Origin of the sequence: Tatumella ptyseos ATCC 33301 (assembly GCF_000735525.1) — a bacterium.
Taxonomy (GTDB): Bacteria; Pseudomonadota; Gammaproteobacteria; order Enterobacterales; family Enterobacteriaceae; genus Tatumella; species Tatumella ptyseos.
On the sequence record NZ_JMPR01000010.1, the window covers coordinates 1 to 22,208 of the forward strand.

General features: G+C 48.1%; 22 protein-coding genes. All 22 read right to left on the bottom strand.

The annotated features are described in order from the left end of the window. On the bottom strand, positions 1-561 hold a 561-nt coding region (locus GTPT_RS02705), incomplete at its 3' end, for a fimbrial protein (protein ID WP_038010783.1). Between the two features lie 50 nt (positions 562-611). Then, positions 612-1,115 carry a type 1 fimbrial minor subunit FimG gene (fimG, locus tag GTPT_RS02710; protein WP_029990081.1) on the bottom strand — a complete coding sequence of 168 codons (504 nt, stop codon included), beginning with the start codon at positions 1,113-1,115 and terminating at the stop codon, positions 612-614. A gap of 12 nt (positions 1,116-1,127) precedes the next feature. Next, positions 1,128-1,661 (bottom strand): type 1 fimbrial adaptor subunit FimF, encoded by a 534-nt coding sequence (fimF, locus tag GTPT_RS02715; RefSeq protein ID WP_029990082.1) that lies wholly within the window; start codon positions 1,659-1,661, stop codon positions 1,128-1,130. Between the two features lie 12 nt (positions 1,662-1,673). Continuing rightward, the gene (locus tag GTPT_RS02720) at positions 1,674-4,268 is read right to left on the bottom strand and encodes a fimbrial biogenesis usher protein (RefSeq protein WP_029990083.1); all 2,595 of its coding nucleotides are present in this window, start codon (positions 4,266-4,268) and stop codon (positions 1,674-1,676) included. Between the two features lie 86 nt (positions 4,269-4,354). Beyond that, on the bottom strand, positions 4,355-5,056 hold the full coding sequence (locus GTPT_RS02725; protein ID WP_051170726.1) for a fimbria/pilus periplasmic chaperone: 702 nt from the start codon (positions 5,054-5,056) through the stop codon (positions 4,355-4,357). A 62-nt stretch (positions 5,057-5,118) separates the two neighbouring features. Then, entirely contained in the window at positions 5,119-5,619 is a 501-nt protein-coding gene (locus tag GTPT_RS02730) for a fimbrial protein (protein ID WP_051170728.1), read from the bottom strand. Between the two features lie 112 nt (positions 5,620-5,731). Next, positions 5,732-6,304, bottom strand: a complete 573-nt coding sequence (gene fimA / locus GTPT_RS02735) for a type 1 fimbrial major subunit FimA (RefSeq protein WP_029990088.1) — start codon at positions 6,302-6,304, stop codon at positions 5,732-5,734. Positions 6,305-7,035: 731 nt separating this feature from the next. Then, positions 7,036-7,569, bottom strand: a complete 534-nt coding sequence (locus GTPT_RS02740; protein ID WP_038010816.1) for a phospholipase D family nuclease — start codon at positions 7,567-7,569, stop codon at positions 7,036-7,038. A gap of 196 nt (positions 7,570-7,765) precedes the next feature. Then, entirely contained in the window at positions 7,766-8,947 is a 1,182-nt protein-coding gene (kch, locus tag GTPT_RS02745) for a voltage-gated potassium channel protein (protein ID WP_038010819.1), read from the bottom strand. Between the two features lie 294 nt (positions 8,948-9,241). Beyond that, positions 9,242-10,012: a transporter substrate-binding domain-containing protein gene (locus GTPT_RS02750; protein WP_029990854.1), complete on the bottom strand. Its 771-nt coding sequence runs from the start codon at positions 10,010-10,012 to the stop codon at positions 9,242-9,244. Between the two features lie 350 nt (positions 10,013-10,362). Continuing rightward, entirely contained in the window at positions 10,363-12,189 is a 1,827-nt protein-coding gene (gene glmS / locus GTPT_RS02755; RefSeq protein WP_025901622.1) for a glutamine--fructose-6-phosphate transaminase (isomerizing), read from the bottom strand. Positions 12,190-12,351: 162 nt separating this feature from the next. After that, positions 12,352-13,719 carry a bifunctional UDP-N-acetylglucosamine diphosphorylase/glucosamine-1-phosphate N-acetyltransferase GlmU gene (gene glmU / locus GTPT_RS02760; RefSeq protein WP_029990856.1) on the bottom strand — a complete coding sequence of 456 codons (1,368 nt, stop codon included), beginning with the start codon at positions 13,717-13,719 and terminating at the stop codon, positions 12,352-12,354. A 267-nt stretch (positions 13,720-13,986) separates the two neighbouring features. Further along, complete coding sequence (locus GTPT_RS02765) at positions 13,987-14,406, bottom strand: F0F1 ATP synthase subunit epsilon (protein WP_025901624.1); 420 nt, start codon at positions 14,404-14,406, stop codon at positions 13,987-13,989. 24 nt (positions 14,407-14,430) lie between these two features. Continuing rightward, the gene (gene atpD / locus GTPT_RS02770; RefSeq protein ID WP_025901625.1) at positions 14,431-15,828 is read right to left on the bottom strand and encodes a F0F1 ATP synthase subunit beta; all 1,398 of its coding nucleotides are present in this window, start codon (positions 15,826-15,828) and stop codon (positions 14,431-14,433) included. 30 nt (positions 15,829-15,858) lie between these two features. Further along, entirely contained in the window at positions 15,859-16,725 is an 867-nt protein-coding gene (atpG, locus tag GTPT_RS02775; protein ID WP_025901626.1) for a F0F1 ATP synthase subunit gamma, read from the bottom strand. 52 nt (positions 16,726-16,777) lie between these two features. Continuing rightward, positions 16,778-18,319: a F0F1 ATP synthase subunit alpha gene (gene atpA, locus GTPT_RS02780; RefSeq protein WP_025901627.1), complete on the bottom strand. Its 1,542-nt coding sequence runs from the start codon at positions 18,317-18,319 to the stop codon at positions 16,778-16,780. Positions 18,320-18,333: 14 nt separating this feature from the next. Further along, a complete protein-coding gene (gene atpH / locus GTPT_RS02785; RefSeq protein WP_025901628.1) occupies positions 18,334-18,867 on the bottom strand; it encodes a F0F1 ATP synthase subunit delta in 534 nt (177 codons plus the stop codon). Between the two features lie 14 nt (positions 18,868-18,881). Next, entirely contained in the window at positions 18,882-19,352 is a 471-nt protein-coding gene (gene atpF / locus GTPT_RS02790; RefSeq protein WP_025901629.1) for a F0F1 ATP synthase subunit B, read from the bottom strand. A gap of 116 nt (positions 19,353-19,468) precedes the next feature. Next, positions 19,469-19,708, bottom strand: a complete 240-nt coding sequence (gene atpE / locus GTPT_RS02795) for a F0F1 ATP synthase subunit C (protein ID WP_025901630.1) — start codon at positions 19,706-19,708, stop codon at positions 19,469-19,471. Positions 19,709-19,758: 50 nt separating this feature from the next. Beyond that, on the bottom strand, positions 19,759-20,577 hold the full coding sequence (gene atpB, locus GTPT_RS02800) for a F0F1 ATP synthase subunit A (protein WP_025901631.1): 819 nt from the start codon (positions 20,575-20,577) through the stop codon (positions 19,759-19,761). Between the two features lie 8 nt (positions 20,578-20,585). Beyond that, positions 20,586-20,966, bottom strand: a complete 381-nt coding sequence (gene atpI, locus GTPT_RS02805; RefSeq protein ID WP_025901632.1) for a F0F1 ATP synthase subunit I — start codon at positions 20,964-20,966, stop codon at positions 20,586-20,588. 629 nt (positions 20,967-21,595) lie between these two features. Beyond that, positions 21,596-21,889, bottom strand: a complete 294-nt coding sequence (locus tag GTPT_RS02810; protein ID WP_025901633.1) for a hypothetical protein — start codon at positions 21,887-21,889, stop codon at positions 21,596-21,598. Between the last annotated feature and the right edge of the window lie 319 nt (positions 21,890-22,208).

Sequence of the window (22,208 nt, forward strand, 5' to 3'; positions counted from 1 at the left end):
TCCAGAGACATCACATCCACCGGTAGGGATCGTTACGTTGTTGTTCGCATAGATATTCCAGACATACGATGCTGAACTGCTAAAGTTATTCGTCTGGTGTAACACCAGACTGGCAATTAAAGAGCCGCTGGAAATAACCACCCCTCCGGCTGTACTGATCGGTGTCAGGTTAAGTTTTACCGGCCATGATTTGAACGACTTTGAGTTATAAGTTACTTTCGCGGTTTCAGAGGTGGTCGGAAACGCATAAGACGTACCGTTATAATCTACAGTTCCGCTAAACGAACTCAGTAAGCCCCCGAAGGCAGAGCCTGATTGCAGCGACACATAGTCAATATAGGTTGGCGGATATTCGTCATTACAAGTAATGCTTTGTGACAGATCCACGACGAGGTTACTGCTCGCTCCCACGGAAGGTGTCAGGGTAACGTAAACATTCGCATCTCCTCCCCCTGCCGGCACAGTGACGCCCGCTGCCGTTTTGCAGGTAAATGACCATGCACTGAACGACATAAATAAAGAAAGAAAAACACTTACGGCCAACCACAGGTTCTTTTTCATAGTAAATCTCATGATTAACGGGAGTTAACATACCGCTGATCTGAACTGCCTTACTGCCATGTATAAGTGACATCCACAACTGACTGTATAGAGCCCTGAGTGGCACTCCCTGCAGAAGAGATCGCCCGGACTTCAAGATTGAAGGTACTGGACAATGAGGAATCACTGACCGCTGACGTCAGCGTACCGCCGTTGGTAATATTATTACCACTACTGTCTGCCAGCTGTACGGCGATATTCCCTGCCGTGCCCTGGTTTAAGAAATAGGTCCCTGTAGAATCAGAAGTCCCGGTGAAGGTGGCTTTCACACTGCTGGTACCGACAGGACAATTAGTCAGATCAAGCGCCACGGTCTTCCAGTCAGAAACTGAACCCGCACTCTGCAAGGTCGACGTTGATAATGTTCCCAGACTAACGTTGGCGGTCGTTGTGCTGATCGTACAGGGTTTAGCGACAACCTGACCGGTGATGGTGATCGTGACATCTGCCGCCTGTACAGCAGCGGCTGCCAGACAGAGTGCCGCACAGATAACTCCTGAATATATCGTCTTCATCTCTGCCCCTGTCTATTCAAATTCCAGAGTGATGGTCGCGGATGCAGTCACTGTACCGGCTGTCACCGGATAAACGGTCGACATCATGCGGGCATAAAACGTCAGGCTGTTAGCCTGACCCGCGGTCAGTGTGTGCCAGCTCATATCATCCTCACTCTGATTGATGGGGATAACCGTCTTATCACTGTTCAGGATCTCAACACCTATCCCCTGAGCCTCGGTGCTATCACCGCTATCAATGGCCAGTAACGAACTGTTGGTCGTATCTGCCACGCCGGTAAAGCCCACTTTTACACCGCTGGCGGCACTGCCACAGGAAGAGAAATCCAGTGAGAAAGGCACCATCGGTGAAACAGCCCCCGATTTATTAAATGTTTTGGTCGCATAATTCATAAGATCCACCGTCATTGTCTTGGAGGCAGTGGAAACTACGCAGGTATTGTCCTGAACCGTACCGGTGATATTGATGACACTGTCCGCCGCCAGACAATTTCCAGTCATCGATAAAGGCAGCAGGGATAGCATCAGCGATAAATATAATTTCATAATAATCCCCGGTTACTGACAGTCAGCAGAGGTGTAGCTTAATACCTGTTTCTGACTGGAAACAGGTAAGTGATAGCTGGCAACACATTGATCTGCCGCACTATCGCCCCATTTGATGTTGATTTTTCCGCTCAGAGGTAAACCGGACAGATACACCTGACCCGCATCGCCGACAATACTGGAAGACTGGCTGCCAGCCAGCGAGGCTGTCGCCCCGAAAGGAATCGGCTTCCCGTTATGGGTGGCCGTCATAATGACTTTCAGTCCAATATGCGTTTTAAAGTCAGCACGGACGACGGCACCATAAGTCGGCACGACGTTGATGACGGCATCGTCCATATCAACGTTATTTGCTAATGTATTGGTATCCAGTGCAATGCGATTTTCACGATAGTTTAAAGCATATGGCTGTACAGCATACCCGCGCCAGTCAGTTCTGACACCGGTCTGGTTTTCTACCGAAACATGTGCAGCACCCGGCGCTTTAATCAATACCACGGTGTCATTCATTGGCTGGCTCAGGGTGACTCCGTTAGCATGTGCCAGAACACCCCCGCTCACCCCATAATAAACCTGATTGTAACCATCGCTGCCACTATAACCGACGTTAGCATTACCATAAGCACCACGATAATACAGCGAGGCAGTATTGGATGAGTCTGATGATGATTCACCACCGGAGTTGTACCCGGTCTGTACGTTATAACTGAGGTTATTATCCTGCAGCAGTGTTCCGTAGACGCCCACCTGGTTAGTCGATTGTCCTTCGAAATTGCTGGAGCTACTGTAGCTAATGCTTGAGTTACGGAACGCGCTGGTATCATCTGAACGCATCCAGTGGCTGAACGGAATGTTGACATTCAGTGACAGTACCTTATCCGTACCTTCTGCCCATGCACTTCGGTTCAGGCTGTAGTTTACGCTAAATGTAATGTCCCGGATGGAACTGCTGTAGCCGGCTTGTAACTGGAGATCATCCTGGTGGGTTCCCCAGTAGGTCTGCTGGCTTCCGGTCAGATAAAGCGTAGAGGTCTTACCCACCTGCTGAGTAATTGTCGCCTGCAGGCGTCCGCGTTTGCTGTAAGCAAGATTATAGTAGTCGGTATAGGTCGGTTTCACCTGTAACTCACCGTCCTGAGTGACTACCGAATAGCCACTCATCTGGTTCCAGGTGGTATCGGCCAGCGAATAATAGCCTTTGGTGGAATAACGGTAACCTACCAGCTGGAAGTTTGTATGAGTATCCTGCAACGACTTGTTATAGAGGAAACGGAAGGATTGGCCCTGATGATGAGTATTATCGGTCAGGGTAGAACTCGCCTGAGTCGCATCCACTGATACTGCTCCCAGGATGCCAAGGTTCTTACCCAGTCCCAGGTCATAAGCATGATAGTTATCCGATTGCTGGGTCCCGCCATACAGCGTAAACCCGGCCGGTAGCCCCCACATTGCGATCCCCTGCGCAACTTTAGGGCTGGTCTGTTCGGAGTTACCACTACGAAACTCACCGGCGGTCAGACCATATTTCACCCGTCCTTCACGTTGCAACATGGGTACTGAGGAGTAAGGGACGGTGAAAGATTGCGTAGACCCGTTGGCTTCAGTGATCGTTACCTGTAAATCACCACTACTACCATTCGCATTCAGATCATTAATGGTGAACGGTCCCGGCGGAACCGTTATCTGATAAATATTGTAGCCGTTCTGACGGACTGTAACCCTGGCGGTTCCGGTTGCAATGCCGTGGATGACAGGGGCAAAACCCTGCTGGCTGTTCGGCAGCATATCGTCATCAGAGGCAAGCTGAACCCCTCTGAAGTTTATACTGTCAAAGACATCGCCACTGGTATAACTGTCCCCGATCGTAAGACGACTACGTAACGGAACAACATCCCGTTCCAGATAGGTATTAACATGCTTCCAGGTATTCTGGGTATATCCGGTGCTACTGTCATCGTAGTTCCACGTCGAAGTATCTCTTAACCGCCAGGGACCGAAGTTAAAACCGCTTTGCAGATTGAGATACGCATAGGAACTACTCCCGCCATTGGGGGTATGTGCATTATTTCCGGTGAAGTTATAGTTGAGCAGTCCGGCGGTGATGCCGTTATCCCACAACGCCGGGGGAATATAGCCATGAGCCTGATTATGCATCATAGCCTGAGGAATACTCAGATAGAGGCGCTGTGTACCTGCATCAAAGCGGCTTGAGGCTTCTTTACTGATCGTACTAAAGGGGATGCAGGACTCTTTTGCCAGTGCGGCAATACCCGGGATGGAAAGAACATCCACCCCCATATCAGACAACAGCCCCCGGGTAATGCATGGGTCCAGGGACTTTTTATCCGGGCTTAATCCGAAATCTACGGTCCGGGTGGTGTAATAACCATCGTTCAGGTAAATATCTACCCTGTATTTCCCGGGTGGGGCATCGAGACCACTTTCAAACTGGGATAAATCAGCAACCGCCCCGGGATCGTTTGATAAAAATCGGGGGTTAAAATAAACATCCGCATAGGCCGCTGATTGGCATGTCAGAGCCAGAAACAATGCCATCGGTGTAAATGCCAGATTTCGTGACGTGACGTATTTTGCTGATAAGGCCATTAGTAAAGTAATCCCGTATAGAATGGCATTTAGTGAGCCGGCGATAATCAAGATATCGCCGGAATCATCTCAGGGAAGTACGATATTTATTCAAAAACCCCTTTTGTTACCGGAGTCAATGCACCAAAATCATTAATCGTCTGGTAGGTAATCTGGCTACCGGCACCCGGCAACAGCGGCACTGAGGTATTCCCCATAGGTGGCACCATAGTATTCGCCAGTGCTTTATTCCCCGCCATTAACGAAGTCACCGTCAGATAATAGGGCGTCGGGTTAATGAGTACCAGTTGTGATCCGGATTTACGAAAACGTAATTTTTGTGGCGCAGCTTCCGGCGGCATACTCAATCCCACCGGTCGGTAAAAGAGCTTAATACGACTGATAATGGCTAATTGCAGTGTATTTTGTTTTTCCTGCGAAGAACTCATTGCAGGGATCGCTTTAACATTCAACCAGAATAATGTTTCACGATCTTTAGGGAGTGTCTGGTTAGTCCCGTCAATAATACGTAAGGTATTTTCCCTTTTACCTTTGATGACGAATAAGGGAGGGGTTACAACAAAACGGTCTTCGCGTTGCCCCGCGGCATTTTCAATCCATGACTGAATAAGATAAGTACTCTTATCATCATTGTTACTGATACCCAATGAGACCTGTTTTTGATTCGAAGGATAAACGACCCGGGTAGCACCAAGAGCAACACCAGCTTCCGCCTGACCTGCAATACCTAGAGAGGTGACAGCCATAAATCCTATGGCCAATATTTTCTTATGTATACCTTGAATCATTACTCTCTCTCCTAAATCAATAAACCCATATGCTAACAAGATGTTATATTTCGTTATTTTTATTACTGATAGGTTAAAGAAAACCAGGCCTGCGCATTAGCAAGACCACCGGTAACATCACTTGAAGTCGACCGGTATTTCGCAATTAAATTAAGCACCAGCGGACCGGAGTTGATATCCCTGACGGATAAAATTCCGCTATTAACCGGTATAAGATCCCCCTGTTCATCAAACAGGGCAATCCCGATTCCGTGGGCAACATTATTACCTTGTTCAATTGCCAATAAATCAGGATTCTGCTGATCAGCAACCCCACGAAACACGATATTCATATTTCGTTTTACGCTTTGACTACAATGCTTGAAATACAGAGAAAATAAAACAGGATCAGAATCATCGCCGGCATGGATAAATTTATTATTACTGACCTGTCCCATTGGCACGGTCAGATATTGTTCGCCATCATCCACAATGCAGGTATCTGATAAAATTTCACCCTGAAATCTCATTAATCCGCCGGCCAGTGTAATATTGTTTGGTGGTGAGGCTATCGCCTGACCCATGACTACCAGCAGGAAAAATAATCTGATTTTCCACATAGCATATTCTCTGTATCAGGAAAATAAAGTCGGACCTTCCCTGGTCCAGGGTATAGAAATACCCGCTTATATATTCTTACTGATACTGCACCTGGAAAGTTGCATCTGCGTTTGCTGTACCGGCAGTTGCTTCACCCAGTGCATAGTAACGCGCCTGGAATGGCAGGGAGTTAGTACCAGATACCAGAGTTTTAGTGGCGCTGAAAGTTCCGCCATCCAGAGGCAGCGCTGTACCAGTGCTGTCCAGGATCTGGATACCGACATTAGCAGCTGAACCTGCTGAAGAGCTCTGCAGTGCTAAAACAGCCGGGTAAGACGTTGAAGTACCGGTTGAGCTAGTACTGGTCGCCTGAACCCCTGTAAAAGCAATAGAAGCTTTCGTTGCAGTTGAAACATCGCAATCATCTAACTGAATATTGAAACCGACAGCGCTGCTGGTATCACCGGCAGCAGCAAGGGTGCTGGCCTTAACCTGACCCAGTTGTACAGTTTGATTAACAGAACCAGCATCTACCGCACAAGCCGCATCAACAACTTCACCTTCGAAGTGGACAGTACCACCATTAACTGTGGTGGTGGCAGCGTGTGCCATAGATACAGTCAGAGAAAGAGCAGAAAGGACGCCAACTACCAGTGATTTGATTTGCATACAGTTTGCCTTATTTATCCAAATTAAAATTAAAATTAAAATTGGCGGCCAGCTATCCGGTTCAGTGCAATGAAGTTCATTTATAACCTTCCTGTAGGACCACCTGTTCCGGGAAATGAGCAAAAAGTGCTATACCACGGACGAATTCAGAGTAGGACTTATCTGAGTAAATGGCAAATCTACTGTTAAAAAAAACTGATGTGTTAAGCAAAATAAAAGTAGTTATCTTTACTTTTACTTTTATATTGGAATGAAAAAATAAAATAAATAATTAAATTCATTAAAATCAATTAGTTAAATAAAAAAATACCACCATGAATTGTACGCCTACTATATATGCAAAAGAAACAATCAATATGGCAACAAAATAAACAACGGAATTAACAATCGTTTTTATAAAAAACCAAAATAAAAACTATCAAAATAAGCTAAAATTCTATTGCCTTGTTTAGGTTTCGTATAATTTCATACGTTTTAAATGCATCAAGCCTATCAAAACGCAAAAAAAAAAAGCCAAAAACTATTAAGTTAAGTGGCTTATAATTAGTATATTTACCATAAGGTGCCAAATTTTATCGTTCGCAGTGGAAACATAAAAACAAAAAAGTGCCGACGCGGGGATCCATTGACGGTGACAGACCCGGTGCCCCGGGGTCGAAAAACGCAGATCTGTCACGGAAAAAGTGAAAGCGTGGAAATCGTCTTCTGATACGACAATATACTCACAAAATTTAGTATACCGACTGATAATCCTGACCGTAATCCCAGCGCTCCTGCCAATGCAGCAGATACGTGCGGGCCAGAGACGGAAGATTACGGATAACCACCACATTTTCAGAATTGCGTCGTTCGGCACTGGCCGTGTAGTTAAATGAGCCTGTCTCGACTGTCTGCCCGTCGACAATAATGACCTTGTCGTGCTGTATCGGGTAATGGTGATCGGTTCTCAGAGGGATACCACTGTTCACAATGAAATTCATTGCAGCAATACTGGATTTGCTTCGGTTCCCTCGCTCATCGACCACAATTTTCACATCCACACCTCGTCTTCTGGCATCGGCCAGGGCCCGCATAATATCCGGCGCGGTAAAAGAGTAGGAAAGCATACGAATGCTGCTACGGGCTGATGCAATAGTCTCCAGCACCAGTGTCCGGGCGCTTCCCTCCGGCGAAAAACCGACATCCACTGAAGGTTCGGCAGCGGTGGCGGAAAACATCACGGAGCTGCACAGGATCCCCGCAATACATAAAATCGTTTTTTTCATCAGTTATCTCTGGTTCCTTCATTATTCAGAGCCGGCTATCTCTTCCCCGGGCCACTCATCCTGCCAGCCGTTGTCCCCGTAATATTATTGCGTGGCGGGTCGCAAAAAACGTCACCCTATCATTTGCTGAGACAATAAAAAATCCGCCATTCCTGAAAAGAATGGCGGATGGTAAGTTTTTGTACTGAAAGAAGGATCAGGGGGTATCGGCAGACCGGGTACTGCTGAAAAAGATATCAGGATGAAGGCTGTCGCTGAGGGTGTCGCCGTTGAGTGTTCGCACCAGGATGTCACTACCGAGTTGCTGTAATGAAAGCACACCATCAGGATGAACGCGTTTAATTTTACTCATATTCTGGCTGTCATGTACCAGTGCGATAGTTCGGGTATCTTCCCCCCCCGCCTCTTTAGCCGCCAGGACCACAAAAGCGTTATCCGCATCATTATCCATCAGTGCCACAATGTATCTGGCTTTCGCTGCCCCGGCACGCTCAAGTACCGGCGTCGAAGAGGGATCGCCTTCAATAACATCGGTATCGGCAGGAAATGAAGCCCGTTGCCCCGGATAACAGACCACCGTAACAATGCCTCCGGTATCCGTCAGTCCCTGGCTGACACTCTGGGCCAGTGACGATGATCCGGCCACGATATAATGATTTTTACGTTCCACGTGTGAGAATCTGCCTTTAAAAATTCGCTGAATATTATGGCTGATCAGAGACCCGGCTATTGAGGCCACCGATGCCGCAAAAATAGTAATTCCGAGGATAATAACGGTCAGTGTAAACATTCTGGCGACAGTGGTATGCGGAGAAATATCACCAAACCCCACCGTAGACATACAGACCATAACAAAATAAAACGCGGTAGAGATATCTTTCACTGGCGGAGTAAACTGGTCACCAAGATAAAGCGTGCCGAGCATGCCATACCCCAGCAGCGACAAGATGCTGATAATCGCAAAAATGGTGGTACTGCCCAGGCTGTGTTTATCAAAATGGCGCCAGTGAAAAAGTAAGGCACCGATAGTGATCAGGGAGTAAACCACCTCGGTGTGGTGCGCTTTTAAAATAAACGCATTCGCCACAGCAATACAAATTAACAGTAAGACAGAGCTGAACCAGGCAATCCGGGTACGCATCAGTAGCGTAAATGCCATACACAGCAATACCAGGCCTATCATAAAGCGCGGTATATCCATCGCTTCCAGAAAGCCCAGCGCATCGCTCCACGAATGGAAATTATCCAGTCTCTGCGGCGCATTATAGATTACCCGGTGCAGCACGGGACTTAACATCAGATACCCGTTATGGGCCACCATCAACACCAGGCAATAGATCACCAGTTTCGGGTTTCTGAGTAGGTTATTTATTTTCATCGTTTACCTGGTATATCTGCAGCAGACAGGGCCTGACGGCGACTCCGTATTGACACATAGTTCATCAGCTTACGGAAAATAACCGGCGCTGTAATGTAAGATTCTGATAAGGCAGTGATGTATCAGCGTACAACGGATGGCTTTATTGCATATCATCGATGTGCAACCTAATGTTTCAGGCTCTGTCACAGGTGACGCGAGATAAATTAATACGTCTCCTGGCGCACGTAAGTGCGACGAAGGGATCCGGCAGCGAGGACAGCCGGATCCTGTTGCGGTTCGTCAGCGAAGGGGTCAGGGATAGACTTTAAATTTAAAATATTTCTTCGTCAGTCTGTCATAAGTACCGTTGGCATGAAGCTCCGCCAGCGCATTATTAATCAATTTCAGGTCGGTGACATCGCTCTTTCGCAAGGCGATACCTACTCCACTCCCGAAGATTTTTTTGTCTGTCAGCAGGGCTTTAATCACAAATTTTTTTCCTTCAGGGGTGCCTAAGAAACCCTGCTCTGCTGAAACTGCATTTGCGACGCTGGCATCCAGTCGTCCTGCGACTAAATCAGGATAGACGTCCATTTGATGGTCATAGGTTACAATATTAACACCTTGTGAAGCCCATTTTGTTTTGGCGTAAGTTTCCTGAATTGTCCCTTGCGAAACCCCTATATTTTTCCCACGCAGTGATGAAATATCCGTGGTGATTTTACTATCCGCGGGTGTCAGTAATGCGCTGGGGGTGTTGTACAGCAGATCACTAAAGGCCACCTGCTGACGACGTTGATCTGTCATCGACATCGCCGAAAGGATAGCGTCAAATTTTTTCGCCTGAAGGGCGGGAATACTCCCATCAAATTCCATTTCCACCCACTGACATTTTACTTTTGCCTGTGCACATATTGCATTCCCTAGTTCAATATCGAAACCCTGCAAGCTGCCATCACTGGCTTTAGACTCAAAAGGCGGGAAGGAGGGGTCAACGCCAAAACGCAGGGTCTGCTCTGCATTTGCCCACTGAGTAAATGCACCTAATACAAGAAGTAATCCACAGGACGCTATTTTTTTCATACACTTCTCCGGCAGTCAGTGATTTTGTAACAACATACAAAGTTAATAACATAGCGCTTATACACTCACCACCAGAAAATCCGATTCATCCAGAGCAAATTCTTATGTAATTACATGTGGTTAAATGATTATCCCCCATAGAAAAACGCGACAGAAAGACATTAACCCGCTTTCCATCAAAATATAAAACATGCTCGCCAGGCTACCGCTCTGCGGCATTGAAACCGATGACGTTTTCAGGCATATCCATAGATCAGTTTTGCCGGGGATTTCCCAAAAAAAACCGGCAGGCTGTTAGTCAGCACTGCCGGTGTTTATTTATTCTGAACGCGAGTTTCCGCGCTGCTGGCTTATTCTACGGTAACAGACTTCGCCAGGTTACGTGGCTGGTCGACATCCGTACCTTTAATCAGAGCAATATGATAAGAAAGCAGCTGCAGAGGGATAGTGTAGAAAATCGGTGCCAGTACCTCTTCAACATGGGGTAATGGAATGATTTTCATATTCTCACTGTCGGTAAAGCCGGCATCCTGATCGGCAAACACATACAGTAATCCCCCGCGGGCACGGACTTCTTCAATATTCGACTTCAGTTTTTCCAGTAACTCATTGTTCGGGGCAATGATGATCACCGGCATATCCGCGTCAATCAGTGCCAGCGGACCGTGTTTCAGTTCGCCTGCCGCGTAAGCTTCCGCATGAATATAAGAGATCTCTTTCAGCTTGAGTGCACCTTCCATCGCGATCGGGTACTGATCACCCCGGCCCAGGAACAGCGCATGATGCTTATCTGAGAAACCTTCTGCCAGCGCTTCGATTTGCTTATCATGTGCCAGAATCTGTTCGATTCGGCTTGGCAACGCCTGCAACGCATGGACAATCTGATGCTCCACCTCTTCCGGCTGGCCATTCAGCCTTGCCATTTTCGCCACCAGCATCAGCAGAACCGTTAACTGTGTGGTAAAGGCTTTGGTCGAGGCAACCCCGATCTCTACCCCGGCTTTTGTCATCAGCGCCAGGTCCGATTCGCGTACCAGAGAAGAGCCCGGGACATTACAAATAGCCAGCGAGCCCAGATACCCCAGTTTTTTAGAAAGACGCAACGCTCCCAGCGTGTCTGCGGTTTCACCGGATTGTGAAAGCGTGATCAACAGGCTGTTTTTCCGGACCACAGACTTACGGTAACGAAACTCAGAGGCGATCTCCACATCACAAGGAATACCGGCCAGCGATTCAAACCAGTACCGGGAGACCAGGCCCGAATTATAAGATGTCCCGCAGGCAACAATCTGAATATGTTCCGCCTGACCTAACAGAGACCCGGCCTCCGGCCCCAGCTCGCTCAGGTCAATGATGCCCTGATGAAAACGGCCCTGCAGAGTACTTTTTATGGCCATCGGCTGTTCATAAATTTCTTTCTGCATGTAATGCCGATAGGTTCCTTTATCCCCGGCATCATAACGGGCAGAGGATTCGATCTCAGGACGGAAAACCTGCTCACCGTCGGCAAAAATCGTTACAGAACGGCGAGTCACTTCAGCGACATCGCCTTCTTCAAGGTAGATAAAGCGGCGGGTGACCGGCAACAAAGCCAGCTGATCAGAGGCAATAAAGTTTTCTCCGACCCCGCAGCCAATCACCAGCGGACTTCCGGAGCGGGCAGCCACCAGCACAGAAGGATCATTACTGTCCATAATGACCATTCCGTAAGCACCGCGCAGTTGTTTGATCACTCGCTGAACAACCTCACACAGGCTACCGCCCTGCTTTTGCTCATGATGAATTAAATGAGCAACGACTTCGGTATCCGTCTCCGAGGTAAACTGATACCCCATTTCACGAACCCGCGCCCGTAACTCTTCATGGTTTTCAATGATCCCATTGTGCACGAGGACGATATTCCCGGACACATGCGGATGGGCATTGGCTTCTGAAGGTTCGCCGTGCGTCGCCCAACGGGTATGGGCGATACCGGTACCACCGGGCAGCGGTTGCTGCTCTGCAGCATCCACCAGAGCCTGAACTTTTCCAAGCCGGCGTAAACGGGTCATCTCTCCCGGCTTATCAACCACCGCCAGTCCGGCAGAGTCATAACCGCGGTACTCCAGGCGGCGCAAACCTTCCAGTAATATTTCAGCGATATCACGTTGTGCAACTGCACCTACTATTCCACACATATATTTAATCCTGAGGTTATGGTGTGTCCACCATAGAAATTGTCATCTGTTCGGGCTGACCGACACAGCAGATCCCCCGGGACACGAAAAATGAGGGGACATGATAGTCACGGCTTGTCCGGGCATAGATCACTGCCGGTGCTCCGGAAAATGACAGATAACTTATTTTTTCACCGGGCGTGACCATCCGGTTTTTTCAGTCTGTTGCTTACGATTATAAACCAGTGACTCTTCATCCACGTTGTGCATCACTGTCGTGCCTGCAGCAATGGTAACATTGTCGGCAACGCTGACTGGTGCAATAAACTGACTGTCCGAGCCTACAAATACGTTATCACCAATAATCGTCTGCGATTTATTCTTACCATCATAGTTACAGGTGATCGTGCCAGCCCCGATATTCACCCCGGCCCCGATAGTCGCATCGCCGAGATAACTTAAATGGCCGGCTTTAGAGCCTTTTCCAAGGGTCGCCTTTTTAATTTCTACAAAGTTACCCACATGGACAGCGTCTGCCAGGACAGTTCCCGGTCTCAGTCGGGCAAATGGCCCCACCGTACAGGCTTGCTCAAGGTGTGCATCTTCTATCACGGAATAAGGGCTTATCTCACATCCCTCACCAATAACACTGTTCCTGATAATGCAACCCGCACCGATTCGCACACCGTTACCCAGCACCACTTTACCTTCCAGGATGACGTTGATATCGATATCTACGTCACGGCCATGTTCTAATTCACCCCGTAAATCAAACCGTTCAGGATCCCGCAGCATCACCCCTGCCAGTAATAACTTACAGGCCTGCTCACGCTGATAAACACGTTCCAGCGCGGCCAGTTGTTGCCGGTTATTGACCCCTTCGGTTTCACTGCTACTGTGCGGATGTACCGCTTCTATACGGCGGCCCTCCTGATGAGCCATCGCAATAATATCCGTAATATAATACTCTTTTTGGGCATTATTATTCGTCAGTTGCGATAACCAGCGTTTCAAATCTTTGCCATTGGCGATCAGAATACCGGTATTGATCTCGTTGATAGTTAGCTGTGCCTCACTGGCATCTTTTTGTTCGATAATACCGGTAACTTCACCATTTTCACGGACAATACGGCCATAGCCGAACGGGTTTTCCAGCACGACCGTTAACAGACCTATACCACCTTCCGGTTTGTTATCGCGCAGGCGCTGTAAGGTCTGTTGGGAGATCAAGGGTACATCGCCATACAGCATCAGAATATCTTCATCATCCGAAAACCACGGAGCTGCCTGCTGCATTGCATGCCCGGTCCCCAGCTGTTGTGGCTGTTCAACCCAGTGTAAAGAAGGATCCTTCAGGGCTGACTGCAATAGCTCCCCACCGTGCCCGTAGACCAGATGGATATTTGCGGCACCCAGACCTTTCGCAGCATCAATCACATGCTGCACCATGGGTTTCCCGGCCAGCTGATGGAGGACTTTCGGAAGATCCGAATACATTCGGGTTCCCTTACCTGCTGCAAGGATAACCACACTCATTTCATTATCTGCCATCATCAGCCATCGCTTTTCTTTAAATTCAAAAAAACACAGTATAACGCATAAGGATAATGATACCTGCCCCTATAATCTATAGTCAGAGTCCTCTCTGTTTGATTATCAACATTCTTGACGGTGCTCTCATTCCTATGCGGCCTGCGTCACGGGGGCAGTTATGCAGAGCTGTCTCATCGGCATCCCCGATCTCAGGAAGGCTGAAACGTAAAAAAGCCGGTAAGTTTTCACTTACCGGCTTTTTGCAATGCCATCGAGCTACATTGCTTACATCGCTTTCCTGGTCAGTTCGATCACGCGCAGTTTAGCAATGGCTTTCGCCAGTTCAGCAGAGGCCTGAGCATAGTCCACGTCGCCGTGACTTTTGTTCATATGTTCTTCTGCTTTACGTTTTGCTTCCAGAGCTCGAGCTTCGTCCAGATCGTCGCCACGGATGGCGGTATCAGCCATGACTGTGACAGCTGTTGGCTGAACTTCCAGAATGCCACCGGAGAGATAAATAAACTCTTCGCTGTTATTCTCTTTGACGATACGAACCATACCAGGTTTGATGGCAGTCAGGAGCGGGGCATGACCGGGAAAAATACCCAGTTCACCTTCACTACCTGACACCTGGATATGTTGTACTTCACCGCTGAACATTTGCTGTTCAGCGCTGACAACGTCCAGGTGATAAATCTTAGCCATATCAATCCTCCCGGGAAACTGAAATTACAGTTTCTTAGCTTTTTCTACCGCTTCGTCAATAGAACCAACCATGTAGAAAGCCTGCTCAGGCATATGGTCAAACTCACCGTCCATAATACCTTTGAAGCCACGGATGGTGTCTTTCAGAGAAACGTACTTACCAGGCGCACCGGTAAAGATCTCTGCAACGAAGAATGGCTGAGACAGGAAGCGCTGAATTTTACGTGCACGTGAAACCAGCAGTTTGTCGTCTTCAGACAGTTCGTCCATACCCAGAATAGCAATGATATCTTTCAGTTCCTGATAACGTTGCAGAATAGACTGCACGCCACGGGCGATATCATAGTGCTCCTGACCTACAACCATTGGATCCAGCTGACGGCTGGTGGAATCCAGCGGGTCAACCGCCGGGTAAATACCCAGGGATGCAATCTGACGGCTCAGGGTGACTGTTGAGTCCAGGTGAGCAAAGGTTGTTGCCGGAGACGGGTCAGTCAGGTCATCCGCAGGTACATACACTGCCTGTACGGAAGTGATTGAACCGGTTTTGGTTGACGTGATACGTTCCTGAAGAACACCCATTTCTTCGGCCAGTGTTGGCTGATAACCTACCGCAGAAGGCATACGACCCAGCAGTGCTGAAACTTCAGTACCGGCCAGGGTATAACGATAGATGTTATCAACGAACAGCAGTACGTCACGGCCTTCGTCACGGAATTTTTCAGCCATAGTCAGACCGGTCAGCGCAACGCGCAGACGGTTTCCTGGTGGCTCGTTCATCTGGCCATAAACCAGAGCAACTTTATCCAGAACGTTAGACTCGGTCATTTCGTGGTAGAAGTCGTTACCTTCACGGGTACGCTCACCCACCCCTGCAAATACAGAGTAACCAGAGTGCTCGATAGCGATGTTACGGATCAGTTCCATCATGTTGACGGTCTTACCTACACCCGCACCACCGAACAGACCCACTTTACCGCCTTTTGCAAACGGACAGATCAGGTCGATAACCTTGATACCCGTTTCCAGCAGCTCAGTAGAGTTAGCCAGTTCTTCGTAGCTTGGCGCTGCACGGTGAATAGAGTTCACCTCAACATTGCTACCATCTTCGTTCTTCAGGTCGCCTTTCATATCGATTGGCTGACCCAGTACGTTCATGATACGGCCCAGCGTCGCTTTACCGACCGGTACCTGAATCGGTTTTTGCAGATCGGTCACCTTAAGGCCACGTTTCAGGCCGTCAGAGGTTCCCATTGCAATCGTACGAACGACACCACCGCCCAGCTGCTGCTGAACTTCCAGCACCAGACGGGTATCACCATTTTCAACCTCAAGAGCGTTGTACACCTGTGGTACAGCGTCCTGAGGGAACTCGACGTCAACTACGGCGCCGATAATCTGGACAATCTTTCCAGCTGCCATCTTGAATCCTCTACCTAATTCGTTACCTGGTTAAACCGCGGAGGCTCCCGAGACAATCTCGGTAAGTTCCTGGGTGATGCTGGCCTGGCGGGCTTTGTTGTAAACCAACTGAAGCTCTTTGATCAGCTCGCCACCGTTATCGGTTGCAGCTTTCATTGCCACCATACGGGCTGCCTGCTCGCTGGCCAGGTTTTCTACAACACCCTGATAAACCTGAGACTCGACATAACGACGCAGCAGAGTATCCAGCAGCGCTTTTGGATCGGGTTCGTACAGGTAATCCCATGTTTTTGTCTTCAGTTCTTCATCATTATCTGTTGCCGGTAACGGTAACAGCTGATTGAGGACCGGAGTCTGGGACATGGTGTTGTTAAATTTATTGCTAACGACATAAAGTTTGTCGATGCGGCCTTCATCGTAGGCTTGCAGCATGACTTTTACCGGGCCTATCAGGTCTGACAGTTCCGGTTTATCACCTAAGCCTGACGCCTGAGCCACAATATTAGCACCTGCAGATCCAAAGAAAGACAGGCCTTTAGATCCGATAATGGCCAGATCGCTCTGAACCCCTTTTTCGGACCAGGCTTTCATATCTGCCAGCAATTTTTTGAACAAGTTAATGTTCAGACCACCACAAAGCCCGCGGTCGGTAGAAACGACCAGATAGCCGACGCGCTTAACGTCACGCTCTTCCAGGTAAGGGTGCTTGTATTCCAGATTGCCTAACGCCAAGTGACCAATCACTTTGCGAATAGCATCTGCATACGGACGGCTGGCCGCCATGCGTTCCTGCGTTTTACGCATTTTGGAGGCGGCGACCATTTCCATCGCTTTGGTGATCTTCTGCGTATTCTTTACGCTTCCGATCTTACTACGTATTTCTTTTGCGCCGGCCATGAGCTTCTCCTCAAAGTCAGGCGGCTTGCCACTTCAGGCAAGCCGCAAGACATTACCAGGACTGAGTTGCTTTAAACGAATCGAGCAGAGCGGTAAGCTTCGCTTCGATTTCGCCGTTAAAGTTACCCGCTTGGTTGATTTCCTGCATCAGTTCAGCATGTTCGCGATCGGCGAATGCCAGCAGCGAAGACTCAAAGCTGAGGATTTTAGAAACCTCAACATCACCCAGGTAACCGCGCTCAACCGCAAACAGGACCAGGCCTTGCTGTGCAACAGACATTGGAGCGTACTGTTTCTGCTTCAGCAGTTCAGTCACTTTCTGTCCGTGTTCCAGCTGCTTACGGGTCGCATCATCAAGGTCAGACGCGAACTGAGAGAAGGCTGCCAGTTCACGGTACTGTGCCAGAGCAGTACGGATACCGCCGGACAGTTTCTTGACGATTTTAGTCTGTGCTGCACCACCCACACGAGATACAGAGATCCCAGGGTTAACCGCAGGACGGATACCGGAGTTGAACAGGTTAGATTCCAGGAAGATCTGACCATCAGTAATCGAAATTACGTTAGTCGGAACGAACGCAGAAACGTCACCCGCCTGAGTTTCAATGATAGGCAGAGCTGTCAGAGAACCGGTTTTACCTTTCACTGCACCTTTAGTGAATGCTTCAACGTACTCAGCATTTACGCGTGATGCACGCTCCAGCAGACGGGAGTGGAGGTAGAAAACGTCACCAGGGAATGCTTCACGGCCCGGCGGACGACGCAGCAGCAGAGAAATCTGACGGTAAGCAACGGCCTGTTTGGACAGGTCATCGTAAACAATCAGAGCATCTTCACCACGGTCACGGAAGTATTCACCCATCGCACAACCGGCATAAGGCGCCAGGTATTGCAGAGCTGCAGACTCAGAAGCAGAAGCAACAACGACAATGGTATTTGCCAGTGCGCCATGCTCTTCCAGTTTACGTACAACGTTAGAAATCGTTGACGCTTTCTGGCCGATCGCTACGTAGACACATTTAATGCCTGAGTCGCGCTGGTTGATGATAGCATCGATAGCCATCGCCGTTTTACCGGTCTGACGGTCACCGATGATCAGCTCACGCTGACCACGACCGACAGGGATCATGGCATCAACGGCTTTGTAACCAATCTGGACAGGCTGATCAACAGACTGACGATCGATAACACCCGGTGCGATAACTTCTACAGGTGAGAAACCATCGTTTTCAACCGGGCCTTTACCATCAATAGGTTCACCCAGGGTGTTAACAACACGCCCCAGTAAACCGCGACCAACCGGCACTTCCAGAATACGGCCAGTACATTTCACTTTCATGCCTTCGGCAAGATCCATGTATGGGCCCATAACGACAGCACCTACAGAGTCGCGCTCCAGGTTCAGTGCAATCGCGTAACGGTTACCCGGCAGGGCAATCATCTCACCCTGCATCACATCGGCCAGGCCGTTGATGCGGATGATACCGTCACTTACAGAAACAATAGTACCTTCATTGTGAGCTTCGCTCACGACATTGAACTGAGCAATGCGCTGCTTGATCAGTTCGCTGATTTCGGTGGAATTCAGTTGCATATGCTCCAGTCCCCTTAAGACTGCAAGTCGTCTGCCAGACGCTCAAGACGGCCGCGGACGCTGCCGTCAATAACCATGTCACCAGCCTGGATGACTACGCCTGCAATGACAGACTTATCGATTTTGCAATTCAGCTTAACTTTGCGTGATAAACGTTTTTCCATCGCCGCGCTGATTTTATTCAGCTGCTCTTCACTCAACTCGTTGGCGGAAGTAACGTCAACTTCGGCAATCGCTTCATAAGCGTCACGTAATTGAATGAACTGCTCCAGTACTGCCGGAAGCGCTTTCAAACGTTTATATCCTGCCATCACCTTAATCAGGTTCTGGCCATTCTCATCGAGTTGATCACCACAAAGCGCGATAAAAGCAGAAGAAACGGTCTCTGGTGCCTGAGCACCGGAAAGGATCCCTGAAACCTGCTTATCACTCGCTACTTCAGCGGTAAAAGCCAGCATATTCTGCCAGCGATCAATACTTTGATGTTCAACAGCAAAGTCAAAAGCTGCTTTGGCGTAGGGGCGAGCTACAGTGGTAAATTCAGACATCAGCCCCTCCCTCCTTACAGTTCAGCGACCAGTTTATCAACGATGTCGCTATTAGCAGCTTCATCCACGGAACGCTCAATAATCTTCTCGGCACCCGCAACAGCCAGCAACGCAACCTGCTTACGCAGTTCTTCACGTGCACGTTTACGCTCGGCATCAATTTCAGAGTAAGCCTGTGCAATGATTTTGTTACGTTCAGTTTCCGCTTCTGCTTTCGCTTCATCCAGAATCTGGCCACGACGCTTGTTAGCCTGCTCAATAATAACCTGAGCGTTTTCTTTGGCTTTCTTCAGCTCGTCGGACGCATTAGCCTGAGCGATATCCAGCTCTTTTTTAGCGAGTTCTGCAGAAGCGAGACTGTCAGCAACTTCTTTCTGACGTTTCTCGATAGCAGCCATGATCGGCGGCCATACGTACTTCATACAAAACGCAACGAACAGGATAAACGCGATGGCCTGGCCGAGGATTGTTGCATTAATATTCACAGCACAATGCCTCTTATTAAGTTAGCTTGATCTGCCGTCATCAAACAGGTGATAAACGGCAGAGTTTGTTTATTCACTGAAATTCATCGAATAAACAACCGTATTACCAGGCGTTACTAGGCGACAGCAAACATCACGTAGAGACCCAGACCTACAGCGATCATAGGGATAGCATCCACCAGACCCATTACAACAAAGAACTGTGTGCGCAGCAGAGGGATCAGGTCAGGCTGACGAGCAGCACCTTCCAGGAATTTCCCACCAAGGATGCCGATACCGATCGCAGCACCGATTGCCGCCAGCCCCATCATCACAGCGGCAGCCATGTACAGCAGATCCACACTCACGTTTTCCATGACAGTCTCCAGTTTGTTTCAATTAAATCAGTAGTGTTGAGATAAAAATATCAATGCTCTTCAGATGCCATCGAGAGATAGACAATCGTGAGGACCATGAAAATGAAAGCCTGTAACGAGATGATCAGAATGTGGAAAATGGCCCATGGCACATTCAGAACCCACTGTGACCACCACGGTAACAGACCCGCAATCAGGATAAAGATCAATTCACCCGCATACATGTTACCGAACAGTCGCAAGCCAAGAGAAACCGGCTTAGACAGTAAGCTAACACCTTCAAGAATCAGGTTGATGGGGATGAAGATCGGGTGATTGAAAGGCTGTAAAGTCAGTTCCTTAGCAAAACCACCTACGCCTTTCATTTTGATGCTGTAAAACAGAATCAAAATAAATACGCCCAGCGCCATAGATAATGTCACATTCACATCTGCAGACGGCACAACACGCAATGCCGGCAAACCAAGGACATGCTCACCCAGATAAGGCAGCAGATCGATTGGCAACAGATCCATGAGGTTCATTAAAAAGACCCAGACAAAAATTGTCAGTGCCAGCGGGGCGATAAGTTTGCTTTTGCCGTGATACATATCACGAACATTGCTATCGACGAAACCAACAACCAGTTCAATAGCCGCCTGCAGTTTTCCCGGAACACCGCTGGTAGCATGTTTAGCTACTTTACGGAACAGTACCAGAAAGACCAGACCCAGTACGACAGAGAAAAACATGGAATCCAGGTTTAATGTCCAGAAAGTTGCCGGAGCGTCGTGCGCATTCACCAACTGGAATGTACGTAAATCAAGCTGCAAATGTTGCAGGTGATGACTTATATATTCCTGTGGGGTTGAGATTTCTCCTGCGGCCATGATGCATCTTACCCTTTTTTGTTAATTACAACCGGTGCAATGATTTGCACCACCAGCACCGATAACCAGCTCAGTCCAAGAGGCCAAAACACCGCCCCGAACACACCCAACGCCACAACAAGCAATCCGATGGTGATGAAGACTTTCAGGACTTCACCTAAGGCAAAACTCCAGGCAACACGCCCTTTAGCCGGAAATTGCCCTTGCAGGCGCCAGGCCAGAAACGTAAACAGGACAGCCGGCAACCATGCCGCCATCCCTCCTGCCAGAGCAGAAGCTCCCCAGTGAATGCTTTTTAAAGTAAAGAAACAACTGACGAGCAAAAAAGTCACCAGTTGAATAAGCAGCACTGTCCGCGCTAATCTCAAACTATAAAGAGATACAGACATGACGGCTTACTCTCCCTTACTTAAGTTGGGTATATCGTGTGTTACACAAACTACTGTTACCACTCCAAAGGAGTGAACAGCAAAAGCCGTGCAAATTATACGGGGCACTCCTACGATTTCAATCTGTAAGTAGAGAAAAGGTGAACAATTATTTAAAATTCTTTCTTAAACGGAATTTTGACCCATAATCTTCGCCAAAAATCGCAGACTTACAGCTTTTCGGCCCGTTTTTAGTCAGGGTTTTCCTCTCGTAAACTGAACTCTTTTCGCGGTACAACAGATACTACTCCCGAAAAATACCTTTAACCTCACATTTAGTGTTGTTATTAAAGGTTTTATTATTCCATTTTTTTATCAATTATTTTACAAACAGGATAAATATAAAATATATAATCGGGATATTCAGGTTAAAAAATAAGAATAATTTATAAAAAAACGCTGTAATTTATTCACCATCGAAAGTCCGGGAGTAATACAGGCATTCCCGGGCTTACCCCGGAAATTGAGGTACTGAGTATCATCGGAGGGGTGACGATTAAAAAGGGGGATGATGATAATCTATCCCCCGGAGACTGACGGCATTACCGCCAGTGATGACAAAAGGGATTAATCAGACATAACACCGCTTATCAGGCGGCGGACTTGCGCTGACCGATAATGCTGATAGCATTTTGTACAATGCCCGTTACCCCTAACCCGATGCCGGCCGTTGCCAGAATAGGCGAGAATCCGACGATAGCGGCAATCCCTCCACCTAACAGAGCCCCTGACACTTTAAAGTTCGATTTCAGGTTCAGGCCCGAACATCCGGCATCAACCACTGAACCGATAGCAAAGCCCATCGTTGCGCCGATAGGACCAGTGAAGAAAGTAAAAAGACCACCGCTTACCTGATTTGTTTCGATCACTGAAAGCTCTTTCATAAAATATCCTTATATATAAATGACCATATTTCGATTATATGCTCCCGCACACGCCTGACAGCTTTGCGGAACAGGCTGCAGTAAATAGACTGCGCTGTTAATCTATATCAAAAAAAAACCTTAGTAAACAATGCGATATATTCAAAAAAATCATTTAATTAACAACATGCAGTTCATGAATAATTACATAAGAAAAAAATGGTTTTTTAAATTAAAGGCCGGTGTCACTGTAAAAACAAACAAAAATCAGCCAGTGAAATAAAACCAAAAATATAAATTAATCATAGAGGTAACACTCATTACGGTTAACGTCCTGGTC

Excerpts from the sequence above, each read along its gene's own strand:
- glmU (WP_029990856.1), bottom strand. The coding sequence starts at position 13,719 with ATGGCAGATAATGAAATGAGTGTGGTTATCCTTGCAGCAGGTAAGGGA.
- GTPT_RS02725 (WP_051170726.1), bottom strand. The coding sequence starts at position 5,056 with ATGATTCAAGGTATACATAAGAAAATATTGGCCATAGGATTTATGGCT.
- atpE (WP_025901630.1), bottom strand. The coding sequence starts at position 19,708 with ATGGAAAACGTGAGTGTGGATCTGCTGTACATGGCTGCCGCTGTGATG.
- atpD (WP_025901625.1), bottom strand. The coding sequence starts at position 15,828 with ATGGCAGCTGGAAAGATTGTCCAGATTATCGGCGCCGTAGTTGACGTC.
- atpI (WP_025901632.1), bottom strand. The coding sequence starts at position 20,966 with ATGTCTGTATCTCTTTATAGTTTGAGATTAGCGCGGACAGTGCTGCTT.
- GTPT_RS02730 (WP_051170728.1), bottom strand. The coding sequence starts at position 5,619 with ATGGGTCAGGCGATAGCCTCACCACCAAACAATATTACACTGGCCGGC.
- GTPT_RS02765 (WP_025901624.1), bottom strand. The coding sequence starts at position 14,406 with ATGGCTAAGATTTATCACCTGGACGTTGTCAGCGCTGAACAGCAAATG.
- fimG (WP_029990081.1), bottom strand. The coding sequence starts at position 1,115 with ATGAAGACGATATATTCAGGAGTTATCTGTGCGGCACTCTGTCTGGCA.
- GTPT_RS02750 (WP_029990854.1), bottom strand. The coding sequence starts at position 10,012 with ATGAAAAAAATAGCGTCCTGTGGATTACTTCTTGTATTAGGTGCATTT.
- GTPT_RS02720 (WP_029990083.1), bottom strand. The coding sequence starts at position 4,268 with ATGGCCTTATCAGCAAAATACGTCACGTCACGAAATCTGGCATTTACA.
- kch (WP_038010819.1), bottom strand. The coding sequence starts at position 8,947 with ATGAAAATAAATAACCTACTCAGAAACCCGAAACTGGTGATCTATTGC.
- atpH (WP_025901628.1), bottom strand. The coding sequence starts at position 18,867 with ATGTCTGAATTTACCACTGTAGCTCGCCCCTACGCCAAAGCAGCTTTT.
- fimA (WP_029990088.1), bottom strand. The coding sequence starts at position 6,304 with ATGCAAATCAAATCACTGGTAGTTGGCGTCCTTTCTGCTCTTTCTCTG.
- atpA (WP_025901627.1), bottom strand. The coding sequence starts at position 18,319 with ATGCAACTGAATTCCACCGAAATCAGCGAACTGATCAAGCAGCGCATT.
- glmS (WP_025901622.1), bottom strand. The coding sequence starts at position 12,189 with ATGTGTGGAATAGTAGGTGCAGTTGCACAACGTGATATCGCTGAAATA.
- atpG (WP_025901626.1), bottom strand. The coding sequence starts at position 16,725 with ATGGCCGGCGCAAAAGAAATACGTAGTAAGATCGGAAGCGTAAAGAAT.
- GTPT_RS02740 (WP_038010816.1), bottom strand. The coding sequence starts at position 7,569 with ATGAAAAAAACGATTTTATGTATTGCGGGGATCCTGTGCAGCTCCGTG.
- GTPT_RS02810 (WP_025901633.1), bottom strand. The coding sequence starts at position 21,889 with ATGAAAGAGCTTTCAGTGATCGAAACAAATCAGGTAAGCGGTGGTCTT.
- atpB (WP_025901631.1), bottom strand. The coding sequence starts at position 20,577 with ATGGCCGCAGGAGAAATCTCAACCCCACAGGAATATATAAGTCATCAC.
- fimF (WP_029990082.1), bottom strand. The coding sequence starts at position 1,661 with ATGAAATTATATTTATCGCTGATGCTATCCCTGCTGCCTTTATCGATG.